This window comes from Streptomyces sp. NBC_00443, assembly GCF_036014175.1.
In the GTDB taxonomy this organism is placed as follows: Bacteria; Actinomycetota; Actinomycetes; order Streptomycetales; family Streptomycetaceae; genus Streptomyces.
This window is the reverse complement of record NZ_CP107917.1, coordinates 2,246,813-2,268,864: the sequence shown is the minus strand read 5'-3', so window position 1 is coordinate 2,268,864 and position 22,052 is coordinate 2,246,813. Positions and strand designations below refer to the sequence as shown.

The 22,052-nt window shown below is 70.6% G+C and carries 18 protein-coding genes and 2 pseudogenes; 12 read left to right on the top strand and 8 right to left on the bottom strand.

Annotation, left to right across the window (positions count from 1 at the left end; all coding sequences use genetic code 11):
• Nucleotides 1-26: 26 nt before the first annotated feature.
• A complete protein-coding gene (locus OHO27_RS10040) occupies nt 27-1,061 on the top strand; it encodes an ATP-binding cassette domain-containing protein (protein WP_328422395.1) in 1,035 nt (344 codons plus the stop codon).
• Entirely contained in the window at nt 1,058-1,846 is a 789-nt protein-coding gene (locus OHO27_RS10035; protein WP_328422393.1) for an ABC transporter permease, read from the top strand. Before OHO27_RS10040 ends, OHO27_RS10035 begins: the two co-directional genes overlap by 4 nt.
• Nucleotides 1,847-1,945: 99 nt before the next feature.
• On the opposite strand, the gene OHO27_RS10030 is transcribed toward OHO27_RS10035, so the two are convergent.
• Both OHO27_RS10030 and OHO27_RS10025 read right to left on the bottom strand, forming a co-directional pair.
• Complete coding sequence (locus tag OHO27_RS10030; RefSeq protein ID WP_328422391.1) at nt 1,946-2,410, bottom strand: DUF6174 domain-containing protein; 465 nt, start codon at nt 2,408-2,410, stop codon at nt 1,946-1,948.
• Between the two features lie 154 nt (nt 2,411-2,564).
• Nucleotides 2,565-3,065 (bottom strand): MarR family winged helix-turn-helix transcriptional regulator, encoded by a 501-nt coding sequence (locus OHO27_RS10025; RefSeq protein WP_328422389.1) that lies wholly within the window; start codon nt 3,063-3,065, stop codon nt 2,565-2,567.
• A 97-nt stretch (nt 3,066-3,162) separates the two neighbouring features.
• On the opposite strand from OHO27_RS10025, the gene OHO27_RS10020 reads away from it, so the two are divergent.
• Entirely contained in the window at nt 3,163-3,681 is a 519-nt protein-coding gene (locus OHO27_RS10020) for a YceI family protein (protein WP_328422387.1), read from the top strand.
• Here the strand turns inward: OHO27_RS10020 and OHO27_RS10015 are convergent.
• The 3 genes and pseudogenes from OHO27_RS10015 to OHO27_RS10005 form a co-directional block, all read right to left on the bottom strand.
• Complete coding sequence (locus tag OHO27_RS10015) at nt 3,659-3,853, bottom strand: hypothetical protein (protein WP_328422385.1); 195 nt, start codon at nt 3,851-3,853, stop codon at nt 3,659-3,661. The two genes, OHO27_RS10020 and OHO27_RS10015, sit on opposite strands and share 23 nt — an antisense overlap.
• A 20-nt stretch (nt 3,854-3,873) precedes the next feature.
• Nucleotides 3,874-4,434, bottom strand: a pseudogene (locus tag OHO27_RS10010) (hypothetical protein); the annotation flags it as partial.
• A 181-nt stretch (nt 4,435-4,615) separates the two neighbouring features.
• On the bottom strand, nt 4,616-8,701 hold the full coding sequence (locus OHO27_RS10005) for a bifunctional nitrate reductase/sulfite reductase flavoprotein subunit alpha (RefSeq protein ID WP_328422383.1): 4,086 nt from the start codon (nt 8,699-8,701) through the stop codon (nt 4,616-4,618).
• Nucleotides 8,702-8,956: 255 nt separating this feature from the next.
• Here OHO27_RS10005 and OHO27_RS10000 point away from each other — a divergent pair, with 255 nt between their 5' ends.
• The 4 genes and pseudogenes from OHO27_RS10000 to OHO27_RS09985 all read left to right on the top strand — a co-directional run bounded on the left by OHO27_RS10000 (nt 8,957) and on the right by OHO27_RS09985 (nt 11,667).
• The gene (locus tag OHO27_RS10000) at nt 8,957-9,346 is read left to right on the top strand and encodes a cell division protein SepF (RefSeq protein ID WP_328422381.1); all 390 of its coding nucleotides are present in this window, start codon (nt 8,957-8,959) and stop codon (nt 9,344-9,346) included.
• 90 nt (nt 9,347-9,436) lie between these two features.
• A pseudogene (locus OHO27_RS09995) lies at nt 9,437-10,710 on the top strand (AAA family ATPase).
• Nucleotides 10,694-11,020: a nucleotide pyrophosphohydrolase gene (locus OHO27_RS09990; protein WP_328422379.1), complete on the top strand. Its 327-nt coding sequence runs from the start codon at nt 10,694-10,696 to the stop codon at nt 11,018-11,020. The pseudogene OHO27_RS09995 and the gene OHO27_RS09990 overlap by 17 nt, the downstream one beginning before the upstream one ends.
• 182 nt (nt 11,021-11,202) lie before the next feature.
• Nucleotides 11,203-11,667, top strand: a complete 465-nt coding sequence (locus OHO27_RS09985) for a DUF6099 family protein (protein ID WP_328422377.1) — start codon at nt 11,203-11,205, stop codon at nt 11,665-11,667.
• A gap of 352 nt (nt 11,668-12,019) precedes the next feature.
• Here OHO27_RS09985 and OHO27_RS09980 read toward each other — a convergent pair whose 3' ends face one another.
• A complete protein-coding gene (locus tag OHO27_RS09980; protein WP_328422375.1) occupies nt 12,020-12,187 on the bottom strand; it encodes a hypothetical protein in 168 nt (55 codons plus the stop codon).
• Nucleotides 12,188-12,429: 242 nt separating this feature from the next.
• Between OHO27_RS09980 and OHO27_RS09975 the strand changes: the two genes are divergently transcribed.
• The 3 genes from OHO27_RS09975 (at nt 12,430) to OHO27_RS09965 (ending at nt 17,626) form a co-directional block, all read left to right on the top strand.
• Nucleotides 12,430-13,353 carry an LLM class F420-dependent oxidoreductase gene (locus OHO27_RS09975; RefSeq protein ID WP_328422374.1) on the top strand — a complete coding sequence of 308 codons (924 nt, stop codon included), beginning with the start codon at nt 12,430-12,432 and terminating at the stop codon, nt 13,351-13,353.
• 215 nt (nt 13,354-13,568) lie between these two features.
• Nucleotides 13,569-15,044 (top strand): 3' terminal RNA ribose 2'-O-methyltransferase Hen1, encoded by a 1,476-nt coding sequence (locus tag OHO27_RS09970; RefSeq protein ID WP_328422372.1) that lies wholly within the window; start codon nt 13,569-13,571, stop codon nt 15,042-15,044.
• Complete coding sequence (locus tag OHO27_RS09965; protein ID WP_328422370.1) at nt 15,041-17,626, top strand: polynucleotide kinase-phosphatase; 2,586 nt, start codon at nt 15,041-15,043, stop codon at nt 17,624-17,626. The genes OHO27_RS09970 and OHO27_RS09965 overlap by 4 nt, the downstream gene beginning before the upstream one ends.
• Nucleotides 17,627-17,641: 15 nt before the next feature.
• Here the strand turns inward: OHO27_RS09965 and OHO27_RS09960 are convergent, their stop codons facing one another.
• Nucleotides 17,642-18,523 carry a hypothetical protein gene (locus OHO27_RS09960; protein ID WP_328422368.1) on the bottom strand — a complete coding sequence of 294 codons (882 nt, stop codon included), beginning with the start codon at nt 18,521-18,523 and terminating at the stop codon, nt 17,642-17,644.
• Nucleotides 18,524-18,536: 13 nt separating this feature from the next.
• Nucleotides 18,537-19,574: an SPFH domain-containing protein gene (locus OHO27_RS09955; RefSeq protein WP_328422366.1), complete on the bottom strand. Its 1,038-nt coding sequence runs from the start codon at nt 19,572-19,574 to the stop codon at nt 18,537-18,539.
• Nucleotides 19,575-19,695: 121 nt separating this feature from the next.
• On the opposite strand from OHO27_RS09955, the gene OHO27_RS09950 reads away from it, so the two are divergent.
• Together OHO27_RS09950 and argF are read left to right on the top strand one after the other, a co-directional pair.
• The gene (locus OHO27_RS09950; protein WP_328422364.1) at nt 19,696-20,919 is read left to right on the top strand and encodes an arginine deiminase; all 1,224 of its coding nucleotides are present in this window, start codon (nt 19,696-19,698) and stop codon (nt 20,917-20,919) included.
• Nucleotides 20,920-21,038: 119 nt separating this feature from the next.
• On the top strand, nt 21,039-22,046 hold the full coding sequence (gene argF, locus OHO27_RS09945) for an ornithine carbamoyltransferase (protein WP_328422362.1): 1,008 nt from the start codon (nt 21,039-21,041) through the stop codon (nt 22,044-22,046).
• Nucleotides 22,047-22,052: the final 6 nt, after the last annotated feature.

Here is a 22,052-nt window from a genome sequence, read left to right as displayed (position 1 = left end):
CACCTCAGCCTTCAACGGAGGGCCCCATGCCTTCATCTGTCATGCCCACGTCCACGTCCAGGCGGGGCGACGGTGGTCCGTCGCCTGCCGCAGTCTCTGCCGTCGGCCTGCGCAAGTCGTACGGCGACAAGACCGTCCTCGACAGCATCGACCTCACGGTCCCGGTCGGCTCCGTGTTCGCGTTGCTCGGTCCGAACGGTGCCGGCAAGACCACGGCCGTGAAGATCCTGTCCACCCTCATCACCGCCGACGGCGGGCAGGCGCAGGTCGCGCACCACGACGTCGCCACATCACCGGACGGGGTGCCTGCCGCGATCGGCGTGACCGGGCAGTTCTCCGCCGTCGACGGGCTGATCACCGGTGAGGAGAACATGCTCCTGATGGCGGACCTGCACCACCTCTCCAAGCGCGAAGGGCGGCGCGTCGCCGCCGAGTTGCTGGAGCGCTTCGACCTGGTCGAGGCCGCGAAGAAGCCCGCCTCCACCTACTCCGGCGGTATGAAGCGGCGCCTCGACATCGCCATGACCCTGGTCGGCAACCCGCGGATCATCTTCCTCGACGAGCCGACCACCGGCCTCGACCCGCGCTCGAGGCACAACATGTGGCAGATCATCCGCGAGCTCGTCTCCGGCGGTGTGACCGTCTTCCTCACCACGCAGTACCTGGAGGAGGCCGACGAACTCGCCGACCGCATCGCCGTGCTCAACGACGGGAAGATCGCCGCCGAGGGCACGGCCGAAGAGCTGAAGCGGCTCATCCCGGGCGGACACATCCGGCTGCGCTTCTCCGACCCGGCGGCGTACCAGTCGGCCGCCTCCGCCCTGGGTGAGGCCACCCGGGACGACGAGGCACTGTCGCTGCAGATCCCGAGCGACGGCAGTCAGCGCGAGCTGCGGTCGATCCTCGACTGGCTCGACGCCGCCGGCATTGAGGCCGATGAACTCACCGTGCACACCCCCGACCTCGACGACGTCTTCTTCGCCCTGACCAGCGGCACCGCCATCCCCCACCAGCCCGACCAGCCCAACCAGCCCAACCAGTCCAAGGGGAACGTCCGATGAGCTCCCTCTCCCTCGCCGTACGCGACTCCACCACCATGCTGCGCCGCAACCTCCTGCACGCGCGCCGCTACCCCTCCCTCACCCTCAACCTGCTGCTCACGCCGATCATGATGTTGCTGCTCTTCGTCTACGTCTTCGGGGATGTGATGAGCGCCGGCATCAGCGGTGGTGCGGACCGCTCCGAGTACATCGCGTATCTCACTCCGGGCCTGGTGCTGATGACCATCGGCAGTACCACGATCGGCACCGCGGTGTCCGTGTCCAACGACATGACCGAGGGCATCGTCGCCCGCTTCCGCACCATGGCCATCCACCGGGGCTCCGTGATCATCGGACACGTCATCGGCAGCGTGCTGCAGTCGATCATCAGCGTGGTCCTCGTCGGCGCCGTCGCCGTCGCCATCGGCTTCCGCTCCACCAACGCCACCGTCCTGGAATGGCTCTCTGCGTTCGCGCTGCTCGTGCTCTTCGCCACGGCTCTCACCTGGATCGCGGTCGGCATGGGCCTGATCAGCCCGAACGCCGAGGCGGCGAGCAACAACGCCTTGCCGCTGATCTTCCTGCCGCTCATCTCCAGCACCTTCGTCCCGGTCGACGCGATGCCGGGCTGGTTCCAGCCGATCGCCGAGTACCAGCCCTTCACCCCGGCCATCGAAAGCCTGCGCGGACTGCTCCTCGGCAGCGAGATCGGCCACAACGGATGGCTGGCCGTGGCCTGGTGCGTCGGACTGGCCGCGCTCGGCTACGTCTGGTCCAAGTCGGTGTTCAACCGCGACCCGAAATAGGGGGCAAGCCGCTTACGGACGGCGGCCCGCAGCTCCTCCCGCTCCACAGGGGCCAACACGCGGGCCGCAAGACCTTCCACCACCCCGAGACCGGCGACCTCACCCGAGCTGCTGATAGGCGCTGATGACATACAGCGCCTCGTCATCGATCGCGTCCTTCTCCCAGTCCAGCGAGATCCGCACCGGGTGCCCGCCGGCGGCGTACTCCGCCTCTGCCACGTCCGCGTCGTCCCGCCGTGCCTGCTCCAGTTCCTCCAGGAGGTCCCCCATGGTGGGCACTGCGTCGGGGATGTCCTGCGCCACGCGTCGGCCACTGTCGTCGAGGCCGACCGCCTTGGCCACTGCGCCGTCGCGGACGGTTATCCGGAAGGTGCCGATCAAGCTCCGTTCCCCCTCGCTGGAGCGGAGCGTGTAGGTGTAGGCGGAGGGCTCCTGCCAGTTGGACCGACTGTGAGCCGTCGTGCTCTTCGCTGTCTCGGCGCCGCACGCGGCGACCGCGCAGAGCAGCCCTCCGATCAGTGAGGCACTGAACACGGCACGGGTGGACCGGGATACGGCGGTCATGGCGGCAGTCCCTTCGAAGGCGGCTACCGCTATGACGCCCGCCCCCTGAGGAACGTTCGGCGGAGTGGAGGGAGCCGCACTCCCAACCTCCCTAGCCGCAGCAACCGGGCGCCTCTGCGTGACTCGGACGACCGCACCGGCGGCCACGCGCGGGCTACTCCGGCGTCGCCTCCGCGGCGAAGTCGGGCATCAGCGCGCACATCGCCTCGCGCTGGGTGGGTCCCATGAACCGGGCCAGCGCTTCCTTGACCGTCTCGGCGAGGACCCCGGAGGCCTCCTTGAGCAGGCCCCGGGCCTTCTCGGTGAGGGCGACCTCGACGCCCCGCTTGTCGCCGCACACCGATTTGCGGGTGACGAGGCCGGCGTGCTGGAGGCAGGCGATCTGGTAGGTGAGCCGGGTTTTGGGCCGGCCCAGGAGCTCGGCGATCCGCGTCATGCGCTGGGCTTCCCGGGGGTCCGCGGCGAGCAGGCACAGGACCAGGAATTCGTCGTGCGAGACGTCCAGCCGCTCCTTGACGACGGAGCGCAGCTCCTGCTCGACGGCCCCCGTCGCGGCCAGCATCAGCATCCAGGCGTGTAGCTCGGCGGGCAGGAGCCCGTTGCCGGAGGCGGATGGGCAGTCGGGGGTGTCTGGGCTGTCGGGGATGGCGGCCATGGGTTCGAGTGTAGCTGTTGTTCAATTTTGGAGTATCGGCTAGCGTGAGGTCATCCAAATTTGGACTACGGATTCACACGGATTCAGGAGTGAGATCATGACCGTCGCCGTCGAAACCGGAACCTGGCAGCTCGACAGCACCACCTCCACCATCACCGTGCGGCACAAGACGTTCTGGGGCCTGGTCACCGTGAAGGGCGCCTTCGCCGCCGTCACCGGCAACGGTGAGGTGCGGCCCGACGGCTCCGCCGTGGGCACGATCACCCTGGACGCCGCCTCCCTGGACACCCACAACGCCAAGCGCGACGAGCATCTGCGCTCGGCCGACTTCCTCGATGCCGCCAACCACCCCGAGATCACCTTCGCGGTCCGCAGCGCCGAGCTCCGCGACGGCGACGGCGTGCACGTGGTCGGCCAGCTCACCGTCCGTGGCATCAGCCGGCCCAGTTCCTTCACCGGCCGCCTCGTCGGCGCCGACGACGGGTCGCTCACTCTGGACGCAGAGTTCTCCGTGGACCGCGAGCACTTCGGCATGAGCTGGAACCAGCTCGGCATGATGCGCGGCCTCACGACGATCGCCACCACGCTCCGCTTCACGCGGGCGGCCGCAGCCTGACGTCGGCGCTCGACAGCGTCTGCGATACGGCCGTGAAGGCTCGCAGCCGGATCCGTACGCCCGGACGGCGGGGGAGGACGAACCACCCTGCCGACGGCCGGAGTTCATAGCGCGCCGTCGCGTGCGCGGGCAGTGTGGCCGGGGCCCGTATGGCCGTCCAGTAATGGTTCATGCCCTGGCCGGTGGTGAGCACGGCAGGAAGCCGAAGCCGAGACACGCCATGGTCGCCGCCGACCGCCACGGCGTGGGCGGCAGCCGCCACAGCGCGACGGCTCCGGCGACGAGGGCGGCCGTGCTCACGACCGTCGCGGGCAGGGCGCCGTGTCCCAGCCGTAGCAGCGGTGCGGTCAGCAGCGGGGCCAGCGGCGGGTAGCCGTAGGTGAAGTCGTAGCCGCCCGTCACCGTCGGGGTGAGGGCGACGCCATGGCCGAACAGCCAGGGCCACGGCTGCCCGTAGACGGGGTGCCCGGCGACCAGCTCACGGGCGGCCTGCGTGGTGAGGATCGCCTCGTCGCTGCCGCCGTGGTCCACCGCCCACGCGCAGAGCGTCAGCGTCACGGCGGTCACCAGGACGCACAGGTCCAGGCGCGTCGGCGACCTCGCCCACCGCACGATCAGCGCGAGCACCCCGCAGACCAGGATCGAGGGGCAGCACGCCGAGATGGCGGCGGCCACGACGAGACGGTGACCGGCCGCCTGCGTCCAGAACGCGCTCGTGCCGATGAAGAGACTGATGTCCGCGAGGAGGGTCAGGACACGGTGCCACTGTGGTGGCGGGCTCCGACCACTGCGGCCGCCGGACGCGTGTCACCAGCTGCTGTTCTGCCGACTGCACGGCACCGGACCGTAATCCGGCCCGGTGAGCGGGGTGCCGAGGGAGGTGAAGAGTCCGGTGTGAGGCGGGTGAGAAGGTCAAGGGGCCCCGGTGGCAGGGTCAGTACACGTCCCGGACGTAACGCTTCGCCGCCGCCAGCTGCTTCACGTACGCCGACGCCTCGTCCTCCTCCAGACCGCCGTGCGCGACCGCGACGTCCCTCAGGGCCCGGTCCACGTCCTTGGCCATGCGTGAGGCGTCGCCGCAGACGTAGAAGTGGGCGCCGTCCTGCAGCCAGCGCCACAGCTCGGGGCCGTGTTCACGCATCCGGTCCTGGACGTACACCTTGTTGCGCTGATCACGGGAGAACGCGGTGTCGAGGCGGGCGAGGGTGCCCTCGTCGAGCAGCGCGGTCAGCTCGTCCTCGTAGTAGAAGTCGGTCGCACGGTGCTGCTCGCCGAAGAACAGCCAGTTGGGCGCCCTGTGCCCGAGCGCGCGGCGCTCCTGGAGGAAGCCGACGAAGGGCGCCACGCCGGTGCCCGGGCCGACCATCACCATCGGCGTCGAGGCGTCCGCGGGCGGGCGGAAGTGCGGGGACGACTGCACGAAGACCGGCACCTCGGTGTCCGGCTCGGCGTCGGCCAGGAACGGCGAGCAGACACCGCCGCGCGGTCGGCCGTGCAGGTTCTCGTACCGCACGACGGACACGGTGAGCGAGACGCGGTGCGGGTCGACGAGCGGGCTGGACGATATGGAGTACAGGCGCGGCTGGAGCTTCCTGAGTACCCCGGCCCACTCCTGCGCGTCCGCCCGCACCGGATGCCCGGCGATGACGTCCACGGCCTGCCGTCCCCAACTCCACTGCGCCAGGCCGTCTTTGTTGTCCGGCCGCAGCAGCCTGCGCAACTCCCGGTCGTCGCGGAGGCGTTCGGCGACGAAGCGGAGCAGGTCCGGGGTGATCCGCGTGATGTCGAGGTGCCGGTGAAGGGCCTCGGCGAAAGATGTCTCGCCAACGCCGTCCACTTGCACGGCGGTTGAGCCGTTCGCACCGGTCACGGCCAGCCATTCCTCCACCAGCGCGGGCGAGTTGACCGGCCGCACGCCCAGCGCGTCGCCCGCCTCGTACGCCAGCGCGGCCCCGCTCGTGTCGAGGGTGAAGCGCCGCACCTCCTTGCCACCGCCGGGACGGCTGAGCAGTTGGTTGCCGACCAGACGGGCGGTGGTGGAGGCGGGCCTGGGCCTGGCGCTCGGATCGGCCTTCGGCTTCTCGACGGCGGGGGCGTCCGCGCCGCCCAGCGCCGTGAGGACCTCGTCGAGCCACGCGCCTGCGGACGGCTCGTAGTCCGGTTCGCAGTCCGTGCGGGGGGCCAGGGCCACAGCGCCCAGCTCGCCCAGCCTGGTGTCGAGCCGGCGCCCGTGCCCGCAGAAGTCGTCGTACGACGAGTCCCCGAAGGCGAGCACGGCGTACCGCACCCCGTCCAGCCGCGGAGCCTCGTCGTCGGACAGCGTGTCCCAGAGGCCGGCCCCGTTGTCGGGCGCGTCGCCGTCGCCGAACGTGCTGGTGATGAAGAGCAGGTCGGCCGTGCGGGCGAGGGCGCGGACATCGGCCTCGTCCATGCCGACGAGCGTGGTCCGGTGCCCGGCCGCGCCCAGCCGCTCGGCGGTGGCGGTGGCGAACTCCTCGGCGTTCCCGGTCTGCGAGGCCCACAGCACGACGACCTCGCGGCCCTGCGGCGTACTCGGTGCCGTCGACGTGCGTGAGTACATGCCGGCCAGGACGCCGTTGACCCACACCGCGTGCTCGGGGCTGAAGGGCGCGTCCGGCGGGAGCACGGGCACGCCCGGTGCACCGGAGTCGAGGCCGGCGAGGAACCCCGTGAGGTAGAGGCGTTCCTGTGCGGACAGGACGGGGGGCGGCGCGGGTTCCAGACCGAAGGGGTCGAAGGGGGCGGATGTGCCGGCGGTGACGGCTGTCGGCGTCAGGGCCGGCACTTCCGGCACGACCGAAACTTCCGGCACGACCGAAACTCCCGGCACCTCCGGCACGGGAGCCGCCGTGGGAGCCGCGACCCGGGCCAGGGAGACGGCACACACCTTGAACTCCGGCTGGAAGGAGATCGGATCCACCGCGTCGTTCGTCACCGCGTTGACGCTCAGATACTCCCCGAAAAGGTCGTTCCAGTGGAACGGCGCGAAACAGCACCCCGGCCGCACCCGCTCGGTCACCACCGCCGGCAGCACCGCCCGCCCTCGCCGCGAGGCGACCTCCACCGGATCCCCGTCGGCGATCCCCAACTCGCCCGCGTCTTGCGGATGCAGCTCCACGAACGGCCCAGGGTTCAGCTTGTTGAGCTTGGCGACCCTGCCCGTCTTGGTCAGCGTGTGCCACTGGTGCTGAACGCGCCCGGTGTTCAGTACGAAGGGGTAGTCGTCGTCCGGCAGCTCGGTGGCCGGCATGTGCGGCCGGGCGTGGAACGCGGCTCGTCCGCTCGAGGTGGGGAACCGCAGCCCGCCGTCCGGGTCGGCGTACCGGATCGGATTGCGGTGCGGCCCGTCCAGGTCGGCGGCCGGCCATTGCACGGGCGTGGCGCGCAGCCGCTCGTACGTCACGCCGCGCAGATCCCAGCCGGTCACCGGGTTCCAGGCCTGCCGTATCTCCTCGAAGACGTCCTCGGCGCTGTCGTACGAGAACCCCTTCTCGTACCCCATCGCGCACGCGACGGCCGCGATGATCCGCCAGTCCGCCATCGCCTCGCCAGGCGGGTCGGCGGCCGGCTGGGTCAGGGTCAGATTGCGCTCACTGTTGACGAAGACACCCTCGCCCTCGGTCCACATGGCGCCCGGCAGCACGACGTCCGCGTACGCGTTGGTCTCGGTGTCGGTGAAGACGTCCTGCGTGACGACGAACTCGGCCGCTTCCAGACCCTCGATGACGGTACGGCGGTTGGCGACGGAGGCGACGGGATTGGTGCAGATGATCCAGCAGGCCTTGATCTCCCTGTCGGCCATCTTCTGGAACATCTCGATGGTCCCCTTGCCGACCCCGTCGGCCCGCAGGGTGCCCGGCGGCAGTTCCCACAGCCCCTCGACGAAGTCCCGCTCGGAGTCGACGAGGACGGACCGCTGGCCGGGCAGCCCCGGCCCCATGTAGCCCATCTCGCGGCCGCCCATGGCGTTGGGCTGGCCGGTGAGGGAGAACGGGCCGGAGCCCGGGCGGCAGATGGCGCCGGTGGCGAGATGCAGGTTGACCAGGGCGTTCGTGTTCCAGGTGCCGTGCGTGGACTGGTTCAGGCCCATCGTCCAGCAGCTCATCCACTCGCCCGCCTCGCCGATCAGCCGGGCGGCGGTAAGAAGGTCGTCCTCGGCGATTCCGGTGATCTCGGCGACGAAGGCCGGCGGGTAGTCGGCGAGGAAGGCGGGCATCCCCTCCCAGCCGTCGGTGTGCGCGGCGATGAAGCCGGGGTCGGTGTGGCCGTTCTCGACGAGCAGGTGCAGAAGGCCGTTGAGGAGGGCCAGGTCGGTGCCCGGCCTGAGCTGGAGGTAGAGGTCGGCCTTGGCGGCGGTGGCGGTACGCCGAGGGTCGACGACGATGAGCTTGGCACCCGCCTTGACCCGCTCCATCATGCGCAGGAACAGGATGGGGTGGCAGTCGGCCATGTTCGAGCCGATGACCAGGAAGGTGTCCGCCCTGTCGAAGTCCTCGTACGACCCAGGCGGCCCGTCGGCGCCGAGGGACAGCTTGTAGCCCATGCCCGCACTGGCCATGCACAGCCGGGAGTTCGACTCGATCTGGTTCGTCCGGACGAATCCCTTGGCCAGCTTGTTCGCCAGGTACTGGGCCTCCAGGCTCATCTGCCCGGAGACGTAGAAGGCGACCGCGTCGGGCCCGTGCTCGTCGATGATCGCGCGGAGCCGTCGGGCGGTCTCGGAGATCGCGTCGGCGGTCGGGGAGGGCACCGGCTCCTCGCCCCGGTCGTCCCTGACCAGCGCCGTGGTCAGCCGTCCGGGCGCGGCGAGCATCTCCGCCGTGGTCGCGCCCTTCGTGCACAGCCGGCCCGCGTTCGCCGGGTGCGCCTTGTCGCCGGAGGCCTTCAGGACCGTACGCCGTCCGTCCGGCCCCATCCCGACGTCCAGCAGGACTCCGCAGCCGACCCCGCAGTACGTGCAGACCGTCCGGACCTGAGTCGTGGAGGTGGTCTCGGTCACGTGCTGCCCTTCTCCGGTGTTCGAGGTGGTGTCTGGAGCGTACGAATTGCCCGTTACGTCGATGTCACATCCCTTGATCATGAGGAGTTACGTCGGCCACACAGGCGGCCCGGGCAAGCTGTGAGGGGCGCGGCCGGAGGGGGCGCGATGCGTGCGAGGGGCTCGCGGACCGTGTCGGTGTTGGGCCGAACGGGTGACTTGGCGTAAGAATTGGCTGGTGCAGGCATTGAAGGCGAGTCAAGGCGGGGGGAGCCGGTGAACAGCCACGACGTCACCGATGAACAGTGGGAGGGGCTCGCCCAGGTCGTGCCGTTGCGCGGCCGAGACGCCTGGCCGTCGGCGGTGGACCACCGAGTGCCCCCGGAGGCGGCGACGGAGCCGCGTCGCCGGTTCGTCGTCCTGCGGGTCAACGTGTTCGCGGACGCCCGCGACGTCGCCGAGACGCTGATGGCGGGGATTCCGGTGCTGCTCGATCTGACGGGGGCCGAGACCGAGGTGGCCAAGCGGGTGCTGGACTTCAGCACCGGGGTCGTCTTCGGGCTGGGGAGCGGGATGCATCGGGTGGACCGGAACGTGTTTCTGCTGACGCCGCCCGGGACCGAGGTCAGTGGGTTGATGGAGGGGGCGGGGGCGCCCGGTACGTGAAGGGGGTCGGGCCTGCGGTGGTCGCTCGATCGTAGGAAGGGTGCCGGGGTGGAACGGTTCGCCTGGCGGTAGCGGGCCTACGGTCCGGGCATGTCTGGGTCCTCTGCATCGTCCGTGTCGTCGTCTGTTTCCGATGTTGTGTCCGTTCCCGCTCAGGGGCGGCGAGTGAGTGGTGTCCCGGGCGGCGGGTGCCCCGGCCGGCCTCATCTCACCGAGCTACGGCTGTCCGCGTTCGCCGGGCATCGGCGGGTCTCGCTGCCGCTCGGGGCGTTCACGGTCCTGGCCGGGCCCAGCGGGAGCGGGAAGACGACCGCGTTACGGGCCTACGAGGCGCTGGCTCGGCTCGGTGCGGGTGCCGAGGTCAGGGAGGTGTTCCCCGATCCGGTGGCCTGCGTGCCCGAGTGGGCCCGGCCCGATGTGCAGCGGCGGCGGGGCTTCCGGATCGGCTGCACCGCCGACGGTCCCGAGGGGCCGGTTCGGCTCGACGTCGCGGTGCAGGCCGAGCCCGAACTGCGGATCGTGGGGGAGCGGTTGAGCGCGGGCGGTGTCGTCCTGCTGGAGACGGCCCTGCGGGATCCGAGCCGGCGTTCTGTGCAGGCCGCATGGCATACGGCCGGCCAGTCCCCGGTGACACGGGCGCCGCTGCCCGACGACCGGCTCGGTACCGCGCTGTTGCCCCTGCGGGTGGCCGGGAAGACGGAGGGGCAGCGGCGGGTGCTGGCCGCCGCCGAGCAGATGGTCGTGGCCCTGCGGTCGGTCTTCGCCTGCGATCCTCGGCCCGATCGGATGCGGGGGCCCGTGCCGGTGGGTTCCGGGCGGCTGCTCGGGGGCTGCGGCAACCTTGCCGATGTGCTGTGGCGGACTCGTGCCGAGTGCGCGCGGCGGCATGCGCAACTCGTGGGCGCGGTGCGGGCGGGGTGTGCCGGGGCGGTGGCCGACGTGGTCGCCGAGGTGCTGGGGGACGGCACGGTGCGGGGGTGCTCGACCGGGGGGACGGGGTTCGCACCGAGCTCGGGCGGTTGGGGGACGGTGAGCTGCGCTATCTCGCGCTGTCGTTGGTACTGCTGACCGGGCCCGGGGTGCTGGAGGTCGATCCGGTGGGGGAGGTGCCTGCGGCGATGCAGACGTTGAGTGTGGTGGTGGACGGGTTCGATCGGGGGCTGGATCCGGTGCAGCGGGGGGAGCTGGTGGGGCTTGCTGCGCGGATGTGTGAGCGGGGGCATGTCCGGGTGGTGGGGGCTGTGAGTGACGTGGCGGGTGTGGCGGGTGGTGTGGCGGGCGTGGTGGAGGGTGCGGGCGTGGTGGAGGGTACGGGGGTGGGTGGAGTGACGGTGGTACACCTGGACCGTGACCGAACCCCTTGACGTGGCCAAGCTGCAGCGCAGGCTGGCCGAGTTCGCTGCCGCGCGCGACTGGCAGCCGTATCACACGCCGAAGAACCTCGTCGCCGCGCTCAGTGTGGAGGCGTCCGAACTCGTCGAGATCTTCCAGTGGTTGACGCCCGAGGAGTCGGCTCGGGTCATGGACGACGCGGAGACCGCGGGGCGGGTGACGGATGAGGTGGCGGACGTGCTGGCCTATCTGTTGCAGCTGTGCGAGGTGCTCGGGATCGATCCGCTGGCGGCGTTGGACGCGAAGATCGATCGGAACGAGCGGAGGTTTCCGGCGCCGTAGGAGTGGGGAGTGCCTTGGTCCGCTTTCACTCTGCGTATTCGTTTGCCTGGTTGTAGCCGAAAAGTTGTCCGCAGATTTCCGTCTTCCTCTGGCTTTTCGTCTCAGGGGCCTTCACGCTGGGTAGTGGACAAGGGAGTTCGGGCGGCGCGTGGGCAGCGCGTCGGGACAGACGGGGACTGCGTATGGACGCGGTGCGGCTGATCGTGACTAGCAGGCGGGCGCTGGCGGGGAGCGAGGGCGCGCCGGAGATCTTGACCGAGGTGTGGCAGGCGCAGGCCCTGGCTCAGGCGATCGGTAGCCGGCTTGCGGTGTTCGGTCCACCTGAACTGCGCGGCGAGGCGCTGGGGTTGACCGAGCTGGCAGGGCGTGGGTGTGGGGTGGTGGAGGCGCCGGACCTTGCGGAGGGGGACTTACGCGCGGCCCAGCTGACGGAGTTGGGCGATGCGCGGCAGTCGCTGATGCATCTGGGCAGCCTGTTGGGTGAGGTGGGGATCGCTCTGGTGGGTATGGCCAGTGCGGCGGATGACGAGACGACGTACTGGCAGTGCATGGAGGCGATCGACGCGGCGGATGAGTCTCGCGACCGGGTGCGGGAGATGCTGCGCAGGCTTGCGGATCGGGAGGAGGAGTTGCCTGAGGCCGGGTAGCGTCTGGGGGCTCGGCGGGGGATGCCTGCGGCGGCCTGTGGCTGTTTCGGTGGGGGTTCGCGTAGCGCCTGGGGTGCGGTGGGTGGGTCGGGGCCGGGCCGGGGGTGTCCGTCCTCGGACCGGCGGTCGCCTTAGGCCAAGGGGTGCTGCGTGTTGACGCCGGCCGCTGCGGGCGGACGCCCCCGGCACGTCCCCTTGCCGCCGTGGGCGACTGCGGCGCCGCGGGGGTACGCCACCACCACGGCCACTTCTCAGCGTCGGCCGGCATCATTCAGCCCGTCCGGCGTTTGAGGACGGGGCCGTTCAGGCCGATGGGGGTCCAGGGGGCGGAGCCCCTGGCGGGGGTGGAGGTTCAGCCGGCGTCGGCGTCCTGGCGCTGGGCCCCCGTTGACTGCAGGTCCGCGTCCAGGGCCGACAGGTCCGCGTTCAGGGCTGCCATCAGCTCCTCCATCTGCTGCAGCAGCCCCTTCGGCTGCCCGGCGTCGCCGGTGGTCTGCTGTGGCGCGATTTCCTCGGACATGACGGCCTCCTCGGGCCTCCGGCCCCCAGTGGCAGCGGGCCGGCACGGTGACGTTCCGGCCGTCGGGGGCCGGCGCGAGGGCCGGGCGGTCCGGCTCCGATCGAGCCAACGATCACCGTGAGGGGCGGTCACTGGCCCGGGCAGGGGGCGGCTCCGGCGTTGACGGAATTCACCCGACCGGGGAGGCGGGGGACAGGGGGACCCGCGCGGTTGACAGGTGCCTCGGCGTGCAGGATGGAGTCATGGATCTTCGCATCTTCACCGAGCCCCAGCAGGGGGCCACCTACGACACCCTCCTCACCGTGGCGAAGGCCACCGAGGACCTCGGCTTCGACGCGTTCTTCCGGTCCGACCACTATCTGAAGATGGGCTCCGGGGACGGTCTGCCCGGGCCCACCGACGCCTGGATCACACTTGCCGGTCTCGCACGTGAGACCAAGCGCATTCGCCTCGGCACCCTGATGACCGCCGGCACTTTCCGGCTGCCCGGCGTGCTCGCCATCCAGGTTGCCCAGGTCGACCAGATGTCCGGCGGCCGCGTCGAACTCGGCCTCGGGGCGGGCTGGTTCGAGGAGGAGCACAAGGCGTACGGCATCCCGTTCCCGAAGGAGAAGTTCGCGCGGCTGGAGGAACAGCTCGCCATCGTCACGGGGCTGTGGGCGACCCAGGCCGGTGCGACCTTCGACTTCCACGGCAGCTTCTACGACCTCACCGATTCGCCCGCCCTGCCCAAGCCCGCCCAGGACAGGATTCCGGTTCTGATCGGCGGGCACGGCGCCACCCGCACTCCGCGGCTGGCCGGAAAGTACGCCGACGAGTTCAACATGCCGTTCGCCTCGGTCGAGGACAGTGAGCGGCAGTTCGGGCGCGTGCGCGCCGCCGCCGAGGACGCCGGGCGCAAGGGCGACGACCTCGTCTACTCCAACGCCCTTGTGGTGTGCGTGGGCAAGGACGAGAAGGAGGTCGCCCGTCGTGCCGCCGCGATCGGGCGGGAGGTCGACGAGCTCAAGGTCAACGGGCTCGCCGGGTCTCCGCAGGAGGTCGTGGACAAGATCGGCCGGTACCAGGAGATCGGCTCCCGGCGGATCTACCTCCAGGTCCTCGACCTGGACGACCTGGACCACTTGGAGCTCATCTCCTCCCAGGTTCAGTCGCAGTTGTCGTAGCGCCGGTTCTGCCCTGGGATGTTCTGAACTGTTCGGTCTCTTCGCGGCCCCCGGGAGCGTGGCTTCCGGGGGCCGTCGTGGGTTCGAACCTCGTACCCCGCGAGCCGGGCGGGAACAGGTGCGGCGAAAACCCCGGGTGGTTACGGCGTGCGCTCTGTACGTTGTATGGGCGGCGCACATGCGCAGCTCAGACCCTATCCAAAGGCCGACCCACCGTGTTCCTGACCATCACTGCCACCGGCACCCCAGAACGCCCCGCGACCGATCTCGGCTTCCTGTTGCACAAGCATCCCGAGAAAACGCAGGCGTTCTCCACCTCCTACGGCAAGGCGCATGTCCTCTACCCGGAGGCCGATGCCGAGCGCTGCACGGCGGCGCTGCTGTTGGAGGTCGACGCGGTGGCACTGGTCCGGCGCGGCAAGGGCAAGGGGCGGGGCGGCGCGCCCGACGCGGCGCTCGCGCAGTACGTGAACGACCGGCCGTACGCCGCCTCCTCGCTGCTCGCCGTCGCGCTCAGCGGTGTGTTCTCCAGCGCGATGCGGTGCGTGTGCAACGCCCGCCCGGACCTGCCGGCTCAGCCGCGGCCGCTGCGGATCGAGGTGCCCGCGCTTCCGGCCCGGGGTGGCCCCGAGCTCGTACGGCGGCTGTTCGAGCCGCTCGGCTGGGCGGTGACCGCCGAACCCGTGCCGCTGGACGTGCAGTTCCCCGAGTGGGGCGACTCACGGTACGTGCGGCTCGTGCTGGAGTCGGAGGCGCTGACTCTCGCCGAGGCCCTGCGTCACCTCTATGTCCTGCTCCCTGTCCTCGACGACGCCAAGCACTACTGGGTCTCCTCCGAGGAGGTCGACAAGCTGCTGCGGGCCGGTGAGGGCTGGCTGGCGGAGCACCCGGAGCAGAAGCTGATCACCAGCCGGTATCTGTCGCGCCGCTGGTCGCTGACCCGGCAGGCGATGGAGCGGCTGGAGCTGGTCCGGCTCGCGGAGGCCGACGACAGCGAGGTCGAGGACATCGACAACGCCGTCGGGTCGGAGAGCGAGGCCGAGGAGAAGCCGACGCCGCTCGCCGTGCAGCGCCGGGACGCGATCATGGCCGCGCTCAAGACGTCCGGCGCAGCGCGCGTGCTCGATCTCGGGTGCGGGCAGGGGCAGTTGGTGCAGGCGCTGCTCAAGGACCCGTCGTACACCGAGATCGTCGGTGTGGACGTGTCGATGCGGGCGCTGACCATCGCCGGGCGGCGGCTGAAGCTGGACCGGATGGGTGAGCGGCAGGCCTCGCGCGTGCAGCTCTTCCAGAGCTCCCTCGCCTACACCGACAGCCGCCTCAAGGGCTATGACGCCGCCGTGCTCAGCGAGGTCATCGAGCACCTCGACCTGCCGCGGCTGCCCGCCCTGGAGTACGCGGTGTTCGGCTCCGCGCGTCCGCGGACGGTGCTGGTGACCACCCCGAACGTCGAGTACAACGTCCGCTGGGAGTCCCTCCCGGCCGGCCACGTCCGGCACGGCGACCACCGGTTCGAGTGGACGCGCGAGGAGTTCCGGTCGTGGGCCGAGGCGGTGGCCGAACGGCACGGGTACGGCGTGGAGTTCGTACCGGTCGGGCCGGACGACCCGGAGGTGGGGCCGCCCACGCAGATGGCCGTGTTCGGCATGAAGAGCAGTGTGAACGACGAGAAGGAGGCGAAGGCGGCATGAGCGAGACCACCCAGGCGACCGAGGGACGGGTCCTGCCCGTCACCGACCTCTCCCTCGTCGTGCTCGTCGGCGCCTCCGGCTCCGGCAAGTCCACCTTCGCCCGCCGGCACTTCAAGCCGACGGAGATCATCTCCTCCGACTTCTGCCGCGGCCTGGTCGCCGACGACGAGAACGACCAGAGCGCGAGCCGGGACGCCTTCGACGTCCTGCACTACATCGCGGGCAAGCGCCTGGCGGCCGGCCGCCGTACGGTCGTCGACGCCACCAGCGTGCAGCAGGACTCCCGGCGGCAGCTGATCGAGCTGGCCAGGCAGTACGACGTGCTGCCGATAGCCATCGTGCTCGACGTGCCGGAGGACGTGTGCGCCGAGCGCAACGCCGGCCGCACCGACCGGGCCGACATGCCGCGCCGGGTCATCCAGCGGCACACCCGTGAACTTCGGCGATCCCTGCGGCACCTGGAGCGCGAGGGCTTCCGCAAGGTGCATGTCCTGCGGGGGGTGGACGATGTCGAGAGCGCGTCCGTCGTCACCGAGAAGCGCTTCAACGACCTCACCCACCTCACCGGCCCGTTCGACATCGTCGGTGACATCCATGGCTGCGCGTCCGAACTGGAGTCGCTGCTCGGCAAGTTGGGCTACGTCGACGGCGTGCACCCGGACGGCCGTACCGCCGTCTTCGTCGGCGACCTCGTCGACCGCGGCCCGGACAGCCCGGGCGTGCTGCGCCGCGTGATGTCGATGGTGAAGTCGGGCAACGCGCTGTGCGTGCCGGGCAACCACGAGAACAAGTACGGCCGTCACCTCAAGGGCCGCAAGGTCCAGCACACGCACGGACTCGCCGAGACCATCGAGCAGATGGAGGGCGAGAGCGAGGAGTTCCACGCCGAAGTAAGGGCCTTCATCGACGGGCTCGTCAGTCACTACGTCCTCGACGGCGGCCGGCTCGTGGTCTGCCACGCCGGTCTGCCGGAGAAGTACCACGGCCGCACGTCGGGGCGGGTGCGCTCGCACGCGCTGTACGGCGACACCACCGGGGAGACCGACGAGTTCGGGCTGCCGATGCGCTACCCGTGGGCAGAGGACTACCGGGGTCGCGCGGCTGTGGTGTACGGCCACACTCCGGTGCCGGAGGCCACCTGGCTGAACAACACCATCTGCCTGGACACCGGTGCCGTTTTCGGCGGCAAGCTGACCGCTCTGCGCTGGCCGGAGCGGGAACTGGTCGACGTACCGGCCGAGCAGGTCTGGTACGAGCCGACCAAGCCGCTGCGGACGGAGGCACCGGGCGGGCAGGACGGACGGCCGCTCGATCTGAACGACGTCCACGGGCGCCGGGTGGTCGAGACCCGGCACGCCGGGCGGGTGTCGGTCCGTGAGGAGAACGCGGCCGCGGCTCTGGAGGTCATGAGCCGCTTCGCCGTCGACCCGCGCCTGCTGCCGTACCTCCCGCCGACCATGGCACCCACGGCGACCAGCCACGTCGAGGGCTACCTGGAGCACCCGGCCGAGGCCTTCGCGCAGTACGCGGCGGACGGTGTCGAGCGGGTCGTTTGCGAGGAGAAGCACATGGGCTCGCGGGCCGTGGCGCTGGTGTGCAGGGACGCGGAGGCCGCCCGCAAGAGGTTCGGGGTGGACGGCCCCACCGGGTCGCTCTACACGCGCACCGGTCGCCCGTTCTTCGACGACGAGTCGGTGACCCAGACAATCCTGGACCGGGTCCGGGTCGCGGCCACCGAGGCCGGTCTGTGGGCCGAGCTGGAGACTGACTGGCTGCTGATCGACGCCGAGTTGATGCCGTGGTCGCTGAAGGCGCACGGTCTGCTGCGGTCGCAGTACGCCGCGGTCGGTGCCGCCTCCGGGGCCGTGCTCCCGGGTGCGCTCGCCGCACTGGAGGGCGCCGCGGCGCGCGGAGTCGACGTGTCCGACCTGCTCGCCCGCCAGCGCGGACGGGCCTCGGACGCCGCCGCGTTCACGGAGGCGTACCGCCGCTACTGCTGGACCACGGACGGCCTGGACGGCGTACGCCTGGCACCGTTCCAGATCCTGGCGGTCCAGGGCCGCAGCCTGGCCGCGCTCCCGCACAACGAGCAGCTCGCCCTGCTCGACCGGCTGGTGGAGCACGACAGCACCGGCCTGCTGCAGACGACCCGGCGTCTCTACGTCGACACCGGTGACCCGGAGTCGGTGCAGGCCGGCGTCGACTGGTGGCTGGAGATGACGGGCCGCGGCGGCGAGGGCATGGTCGTCAAGCCGCTCGGTGCGGTGGTGCGATGGGGGTCCCCCCGCTCGAGCGAAGCCGAGAGTGGGGGAGGGGAAGGACGCCTGGTCCAGCCCGGGATCAAGTGCCGGGGTCGCGAGTACCTGCGGATCATCTACGGTCCCGAGTACACGCGGCCGGACAACCTGGCCCGGCTGCGGCAGCGGTTCCTCAACCACAAGCGGTCCCTCGCCATCCGCGAGTACGCGCTGGGCCTGGAGGCCCTGGACCGGCTGGCCGAGGGCGAGCCGCTGTGGCGGGTGCACGAGGCGGTGTTCGGGGTGCTGGCGCTGGAGTCGGAGCCGGTGGACCCCCGGCTGTGAGCCGGGGGAGCGGCTTCAGCCGGCCAGCCGCAGCCGCTCCCGGCACACGCCGACCCGGACCGTCTGCCCCCAGGTCAGTTCGACCGCGTCCGTCTCCATCCCGTCCCCGAAGGCGACGAGCCGCTCGGACTCGACGGTGAGGTGGAGACGGGCCGCGGCGGCGAGTTCCCCTGCCACCCGTGATGTACCGGTGGCCGGGGACGGCCAGGCCTCGCGGACGTACCACAGCAGGCGTTCCTCCGTCGGGGAGGGCAGCCGCAGCTGCCCTCCCCGCTCCTGCCACACCGACCGGATCCAGCCGGTCGCCCCCGTCCCGGTGCCGATCAGCACCCCGGACGAGGCCTGGGCCTCGACGACACCCCCGTCGTCCTCCAGGCCCAGGCGGTATCTGGCCGTCTGGTGTCCGACGGCGCCCAGGTAGATCTCGTTCAGCGCCACGAGCCGCTGTGTGTCGTCGGCCACCGCCTCGACCATGGTGAGTTCGTCGAAGGAGCCCCTCCCGGATTGCGCGGCGGTGAGAAGCGGGCCGGTGGTTTCGGCGCGGTGGCGCACCAGGACACCCGGATTGCGGCCGGGGTCCGAGTCGATGCCCACCACCGGTTGCCCGGCCAGGTACTTGGCCACGTTCGCGACCAGGCCGTCCTGCCCGACCACGACCACCACGTCCTCCGGCGCGAACAGGAACCGGTCCAAGTCGGCTCGTTCGACTCGCGTCTGACGCCAGGTCAGGGGAATGGCCGAGGTCACCTCTGCCAGGGCGTGGCGCGTCCGGTGATGGCGTTCGGCGAGCTCCGCGATGTCCCGGCCCCGGGAGGCGAGGAAGAAGGCGGCCTGGCCGTGCGTGCCGTGCCGGGCCACCAACTCCTCGTACTCCGTGGTGCGATGGACCAGGACCACCCGGGGGCGAGGCTCACGCCTGCTCCCGCGTACCGAGCCTGGCGAGGAGCCCCGTCAGCACGTCCGGCGACACCGTCACGCTGTCGATCCGCGGCAGGTTCTCCGCGAGCCGCGTCCCGGTGAGGGCGTGCAGCGTCGCCACGTCCACTTCGCCGTGCACCCGCAGCCAGGCCGCCTGCGCCTGTGCCCGCGCTTCACCGACCTCGCGTGCTCCTTCGGCCTCCGCCCGGGCCAGCCGTACGGAACGAGCTGCCTCGGCTTCGGCCAGCCGTACCGTCCGTGCCGCCTCCGCCTCGGCCCGGACCGCGTCGGCCGCCGCGTGCTCCTCGGCCTCACGCCGCGTGTTGGTGCCCCGCTGGTCCACCAACTGCTCTTCGCGGCGGGCGAGTTCGATCTGGCTGGCCAGTTCGTTCTCGGCGATCGCGCGTTCCCGCTCGACGGCCACCGCCCGGCGCTCGTACGTCGCCCGGTCCGCCTCCTGCTGGATCTGCTCGCGGGCCGGGGTGCGCAGCGCCCGCTCCACCTCCGGCTCGGGGCGCAGCGCCATGACGCGTACGGCGACCACCTCGATGCCCGTGGACGGGAGCCGCGGTTCGCCGGCCAGGCCCGCCGCGATCCGCTCCCGCACCGCCGTCACGCCGTCCACCAGCGCCGCCGACAGCGGCGTACGGGACAGGACGTCCAGCGCGTGCTGCTGGGCCGTCTCCGTGAGGAGCGTCCCCAACTGCTCCAGCGGGGTGCCCCGCCACGCGCCGGTGTCCGGGTCGATGGAGAAGTCCAGGCGCGACGCGGCCACCGCGGGGTCGCTGATCCGGTAGGTGACCGTCGCCTGTACGGCCACGTCCTGGAAGTCGGACGTACGGGCATGGAAGGTCATCGCCAACTCCCGGTCGTCGACCGGCACTTCGGACAGTGCGGCGGTCAGCGCCCGGAACCAGAAGCTGAGCCCGGGGCCGTCGTGCAGCAGCTTGCCGCCGCGGTGGTGGCGGATGTGCGCCGTGGGCGCGCCGCGCAGATGGCGCCAGCCGAGGCGCCGGGTGATGTCGGCCATGGGACCTCCTCGCTTTTCGTCATGTAGACGATAATCGCGATGACTACTTGTCGTCAAGGGGACGAAAACGGAAACGGTCAAGCGGGGGGTGAACCCGGTCGCCGATGGTCAGGATGGAGGCATGGGATTCCATGTCGACTCCGAGGCCGGGCGGCTGCGCCGCGTCATCCTGCACCGGCCCGATCTCGAGCTCAAAAGGCTCACCCCCAGCAACAAGGACGCCCTGCTCTTCGACGACGTGCTGTGGGTGCGCCGGGCGCGCGCCGAGCACGACGGGTTCGCCGACGTCCTGCGCGACCGCGGGGTCACCGTCCACCTGTTCGGCGACCTGCTCACCGAGGCCCTGGAGATCCCGGCGGCCCGGAAGCTCGTCCTGGACAGGGTCTTCGACGAGAAGGAGTACGGGGTGCTGGCGACCGACCACCTCCGTGCGGCCTTCGAGGGCCTGCCCTCGCTGGAGCTGGCCGAAGCCCTCGTCGGAGGCATGACCAAACGGGAGTTCCTGGAGGCGCACCCAGAGCCGATCTCCGTGCGCTTCCACGTCATGGAGCTGGACGACTTCCTTCTCGCGCCCCTGCCCAACCACCTCTTCACCCGGGACACCTCCGCCTGGATCTACGACGGCGTCTCCGTCAACGCCATGCGCTGGCCCGCCCGGCAGCGCGAGACGGTCCACTTCGAGGTGATCTACCGGCATCACCCGCTGTTCCGTGACGAAACGTTCCACGTCTGGTCCGAGGGACAGGCCGACTACCCCTCCACCATCGAGGGCGGGGACGTCCTGGTGATCGGCAGCGGGGCGGTGCTCATCGGGATGAGTGAGCGGACCACACCCCAGGCCGTCGAGATGCTCGCCCACAAGCTGTTCGCCGCCGGGTCGGCGCAGACGATCGTGGCCCTCGACATGCCCAAGCGGCGCGCCCTCATGCATCTCGACACCGTGATGACGATGGTCGACGGCGACGTCTTCACGCAGTACGCCGGGCTCGGCATGCTCCGCTCGTACACCATCGAACCGGGCGCGGGCGACAAGGAGCTCAAGGTCACCGACCACCCGCCGGAGCACATGCACCGCGCGATCGCCGCCGCGCTCGGCCTCAGCGAGATCCGCGTCCTGACGGCGACCCAGGACGTCCACGCGGCCGAGCGTGAGCAGTGGGACGACGGCTGCAATGTGCTGGCCGTCGAGCCGGGTGTGGTCATCGCCTATGAGCGGAACTCCACCACCAACACGCATCTGCGCAAGCAGGGCATCGAGGTGATCGAGATTCCGGGGAGCGAGCTGGGGCGGGGGAGAGGTGGGCCTCGGTGCATGAGCTGTCCGGTCGAGCGTGAGGCCGTATAGGCCGCAGGCTGGGCTGTATGGGCCGAAGGCCGGGCTGTAGGGAAATGCCTGCTGTATAGAAATGCCTATGGTCGTATAGACTTCCAAGGTCCCTGTTCACGTACCTCTGGAGCGCCCCCATGGCGACTGTCCCGACCGCCCTCGCCGGCCGCCACTTCCTCAAGGAGCTCGACTTCACCCGGCAGGAGTTCCTCGGGCTGGTCGAGCTGGCCGCCGAGCTGAAGGCCGCCAAGAAGGCCGGGGTCGAGACGCAGTATCTGCGGGGCCGGAACATCGCGCTGATCTTCGAGAAGACCTCGACGCGCACGCGCTGCGCGTTCGAGGTCGCGGCCGCCGACCAGGGCGCCTCGACGACGTACCTCGACCCGTCGGGCTCGCAGATCGGCCACAAGGAGTCCGTGAAGGACACCGCGCGGGTGCTGGGGCGGATGTACGACGGGATCGAGTACCGCGGGGACAGCCAGGCGAACGTGGAGGAGCTGGCGGCGTACGCGGGCGTGCCCGTCTTCAACGGTCTGACCGACGACTGGCACCCGACGCAGATGCTGGCCGACGTGCTGACGATGACAGAGCACAGCGGCAAGCCCCCGAAGGAGATCGCCTTCGCCTACCTGGGCGACGCCCGCTTCAACATGGGCAACTCGTACCTGATCACGGGGGCACTGCTCGGCATGGACGTGCGGATCGTCGCCCCCCAGGCGTACTGGCCCGCCCAGGCGATCATCGAGCAGGCCCTCAAGCTCTCCGAGACCAGCGGGGCCCGCATCACGATCACGGAGAAGGTCGACGAGGGGGTCCTCGGGGCGGACTTCGTCGCCACCGACGTCTGGGTTTCCATGGGGGAGCCCAAGGAGGTGTGGGGCGAGCGGATCGCCGCGCTGGCTCCGTATGCCGTGACCATGGACGTGCTGCGGGCCACCGGGAACCCGGCCGTGAAGTTCCTCCACTGTCTGCCGGCCTTCCATGACCTGGGCACGAAGGTCGGCGGCGAGATCTTCGAGCGGCACGGCCTGGAGTCGCTGGAGGTCACGGACGAGGTCTTCGAGTCGGCGCACTCCGTGGTTTTCGACGAGGCGGAGAATCGGATGCACACGATCAAGGCGGTTCTGGTGGCCACCCTGGCCTGAGGCGGT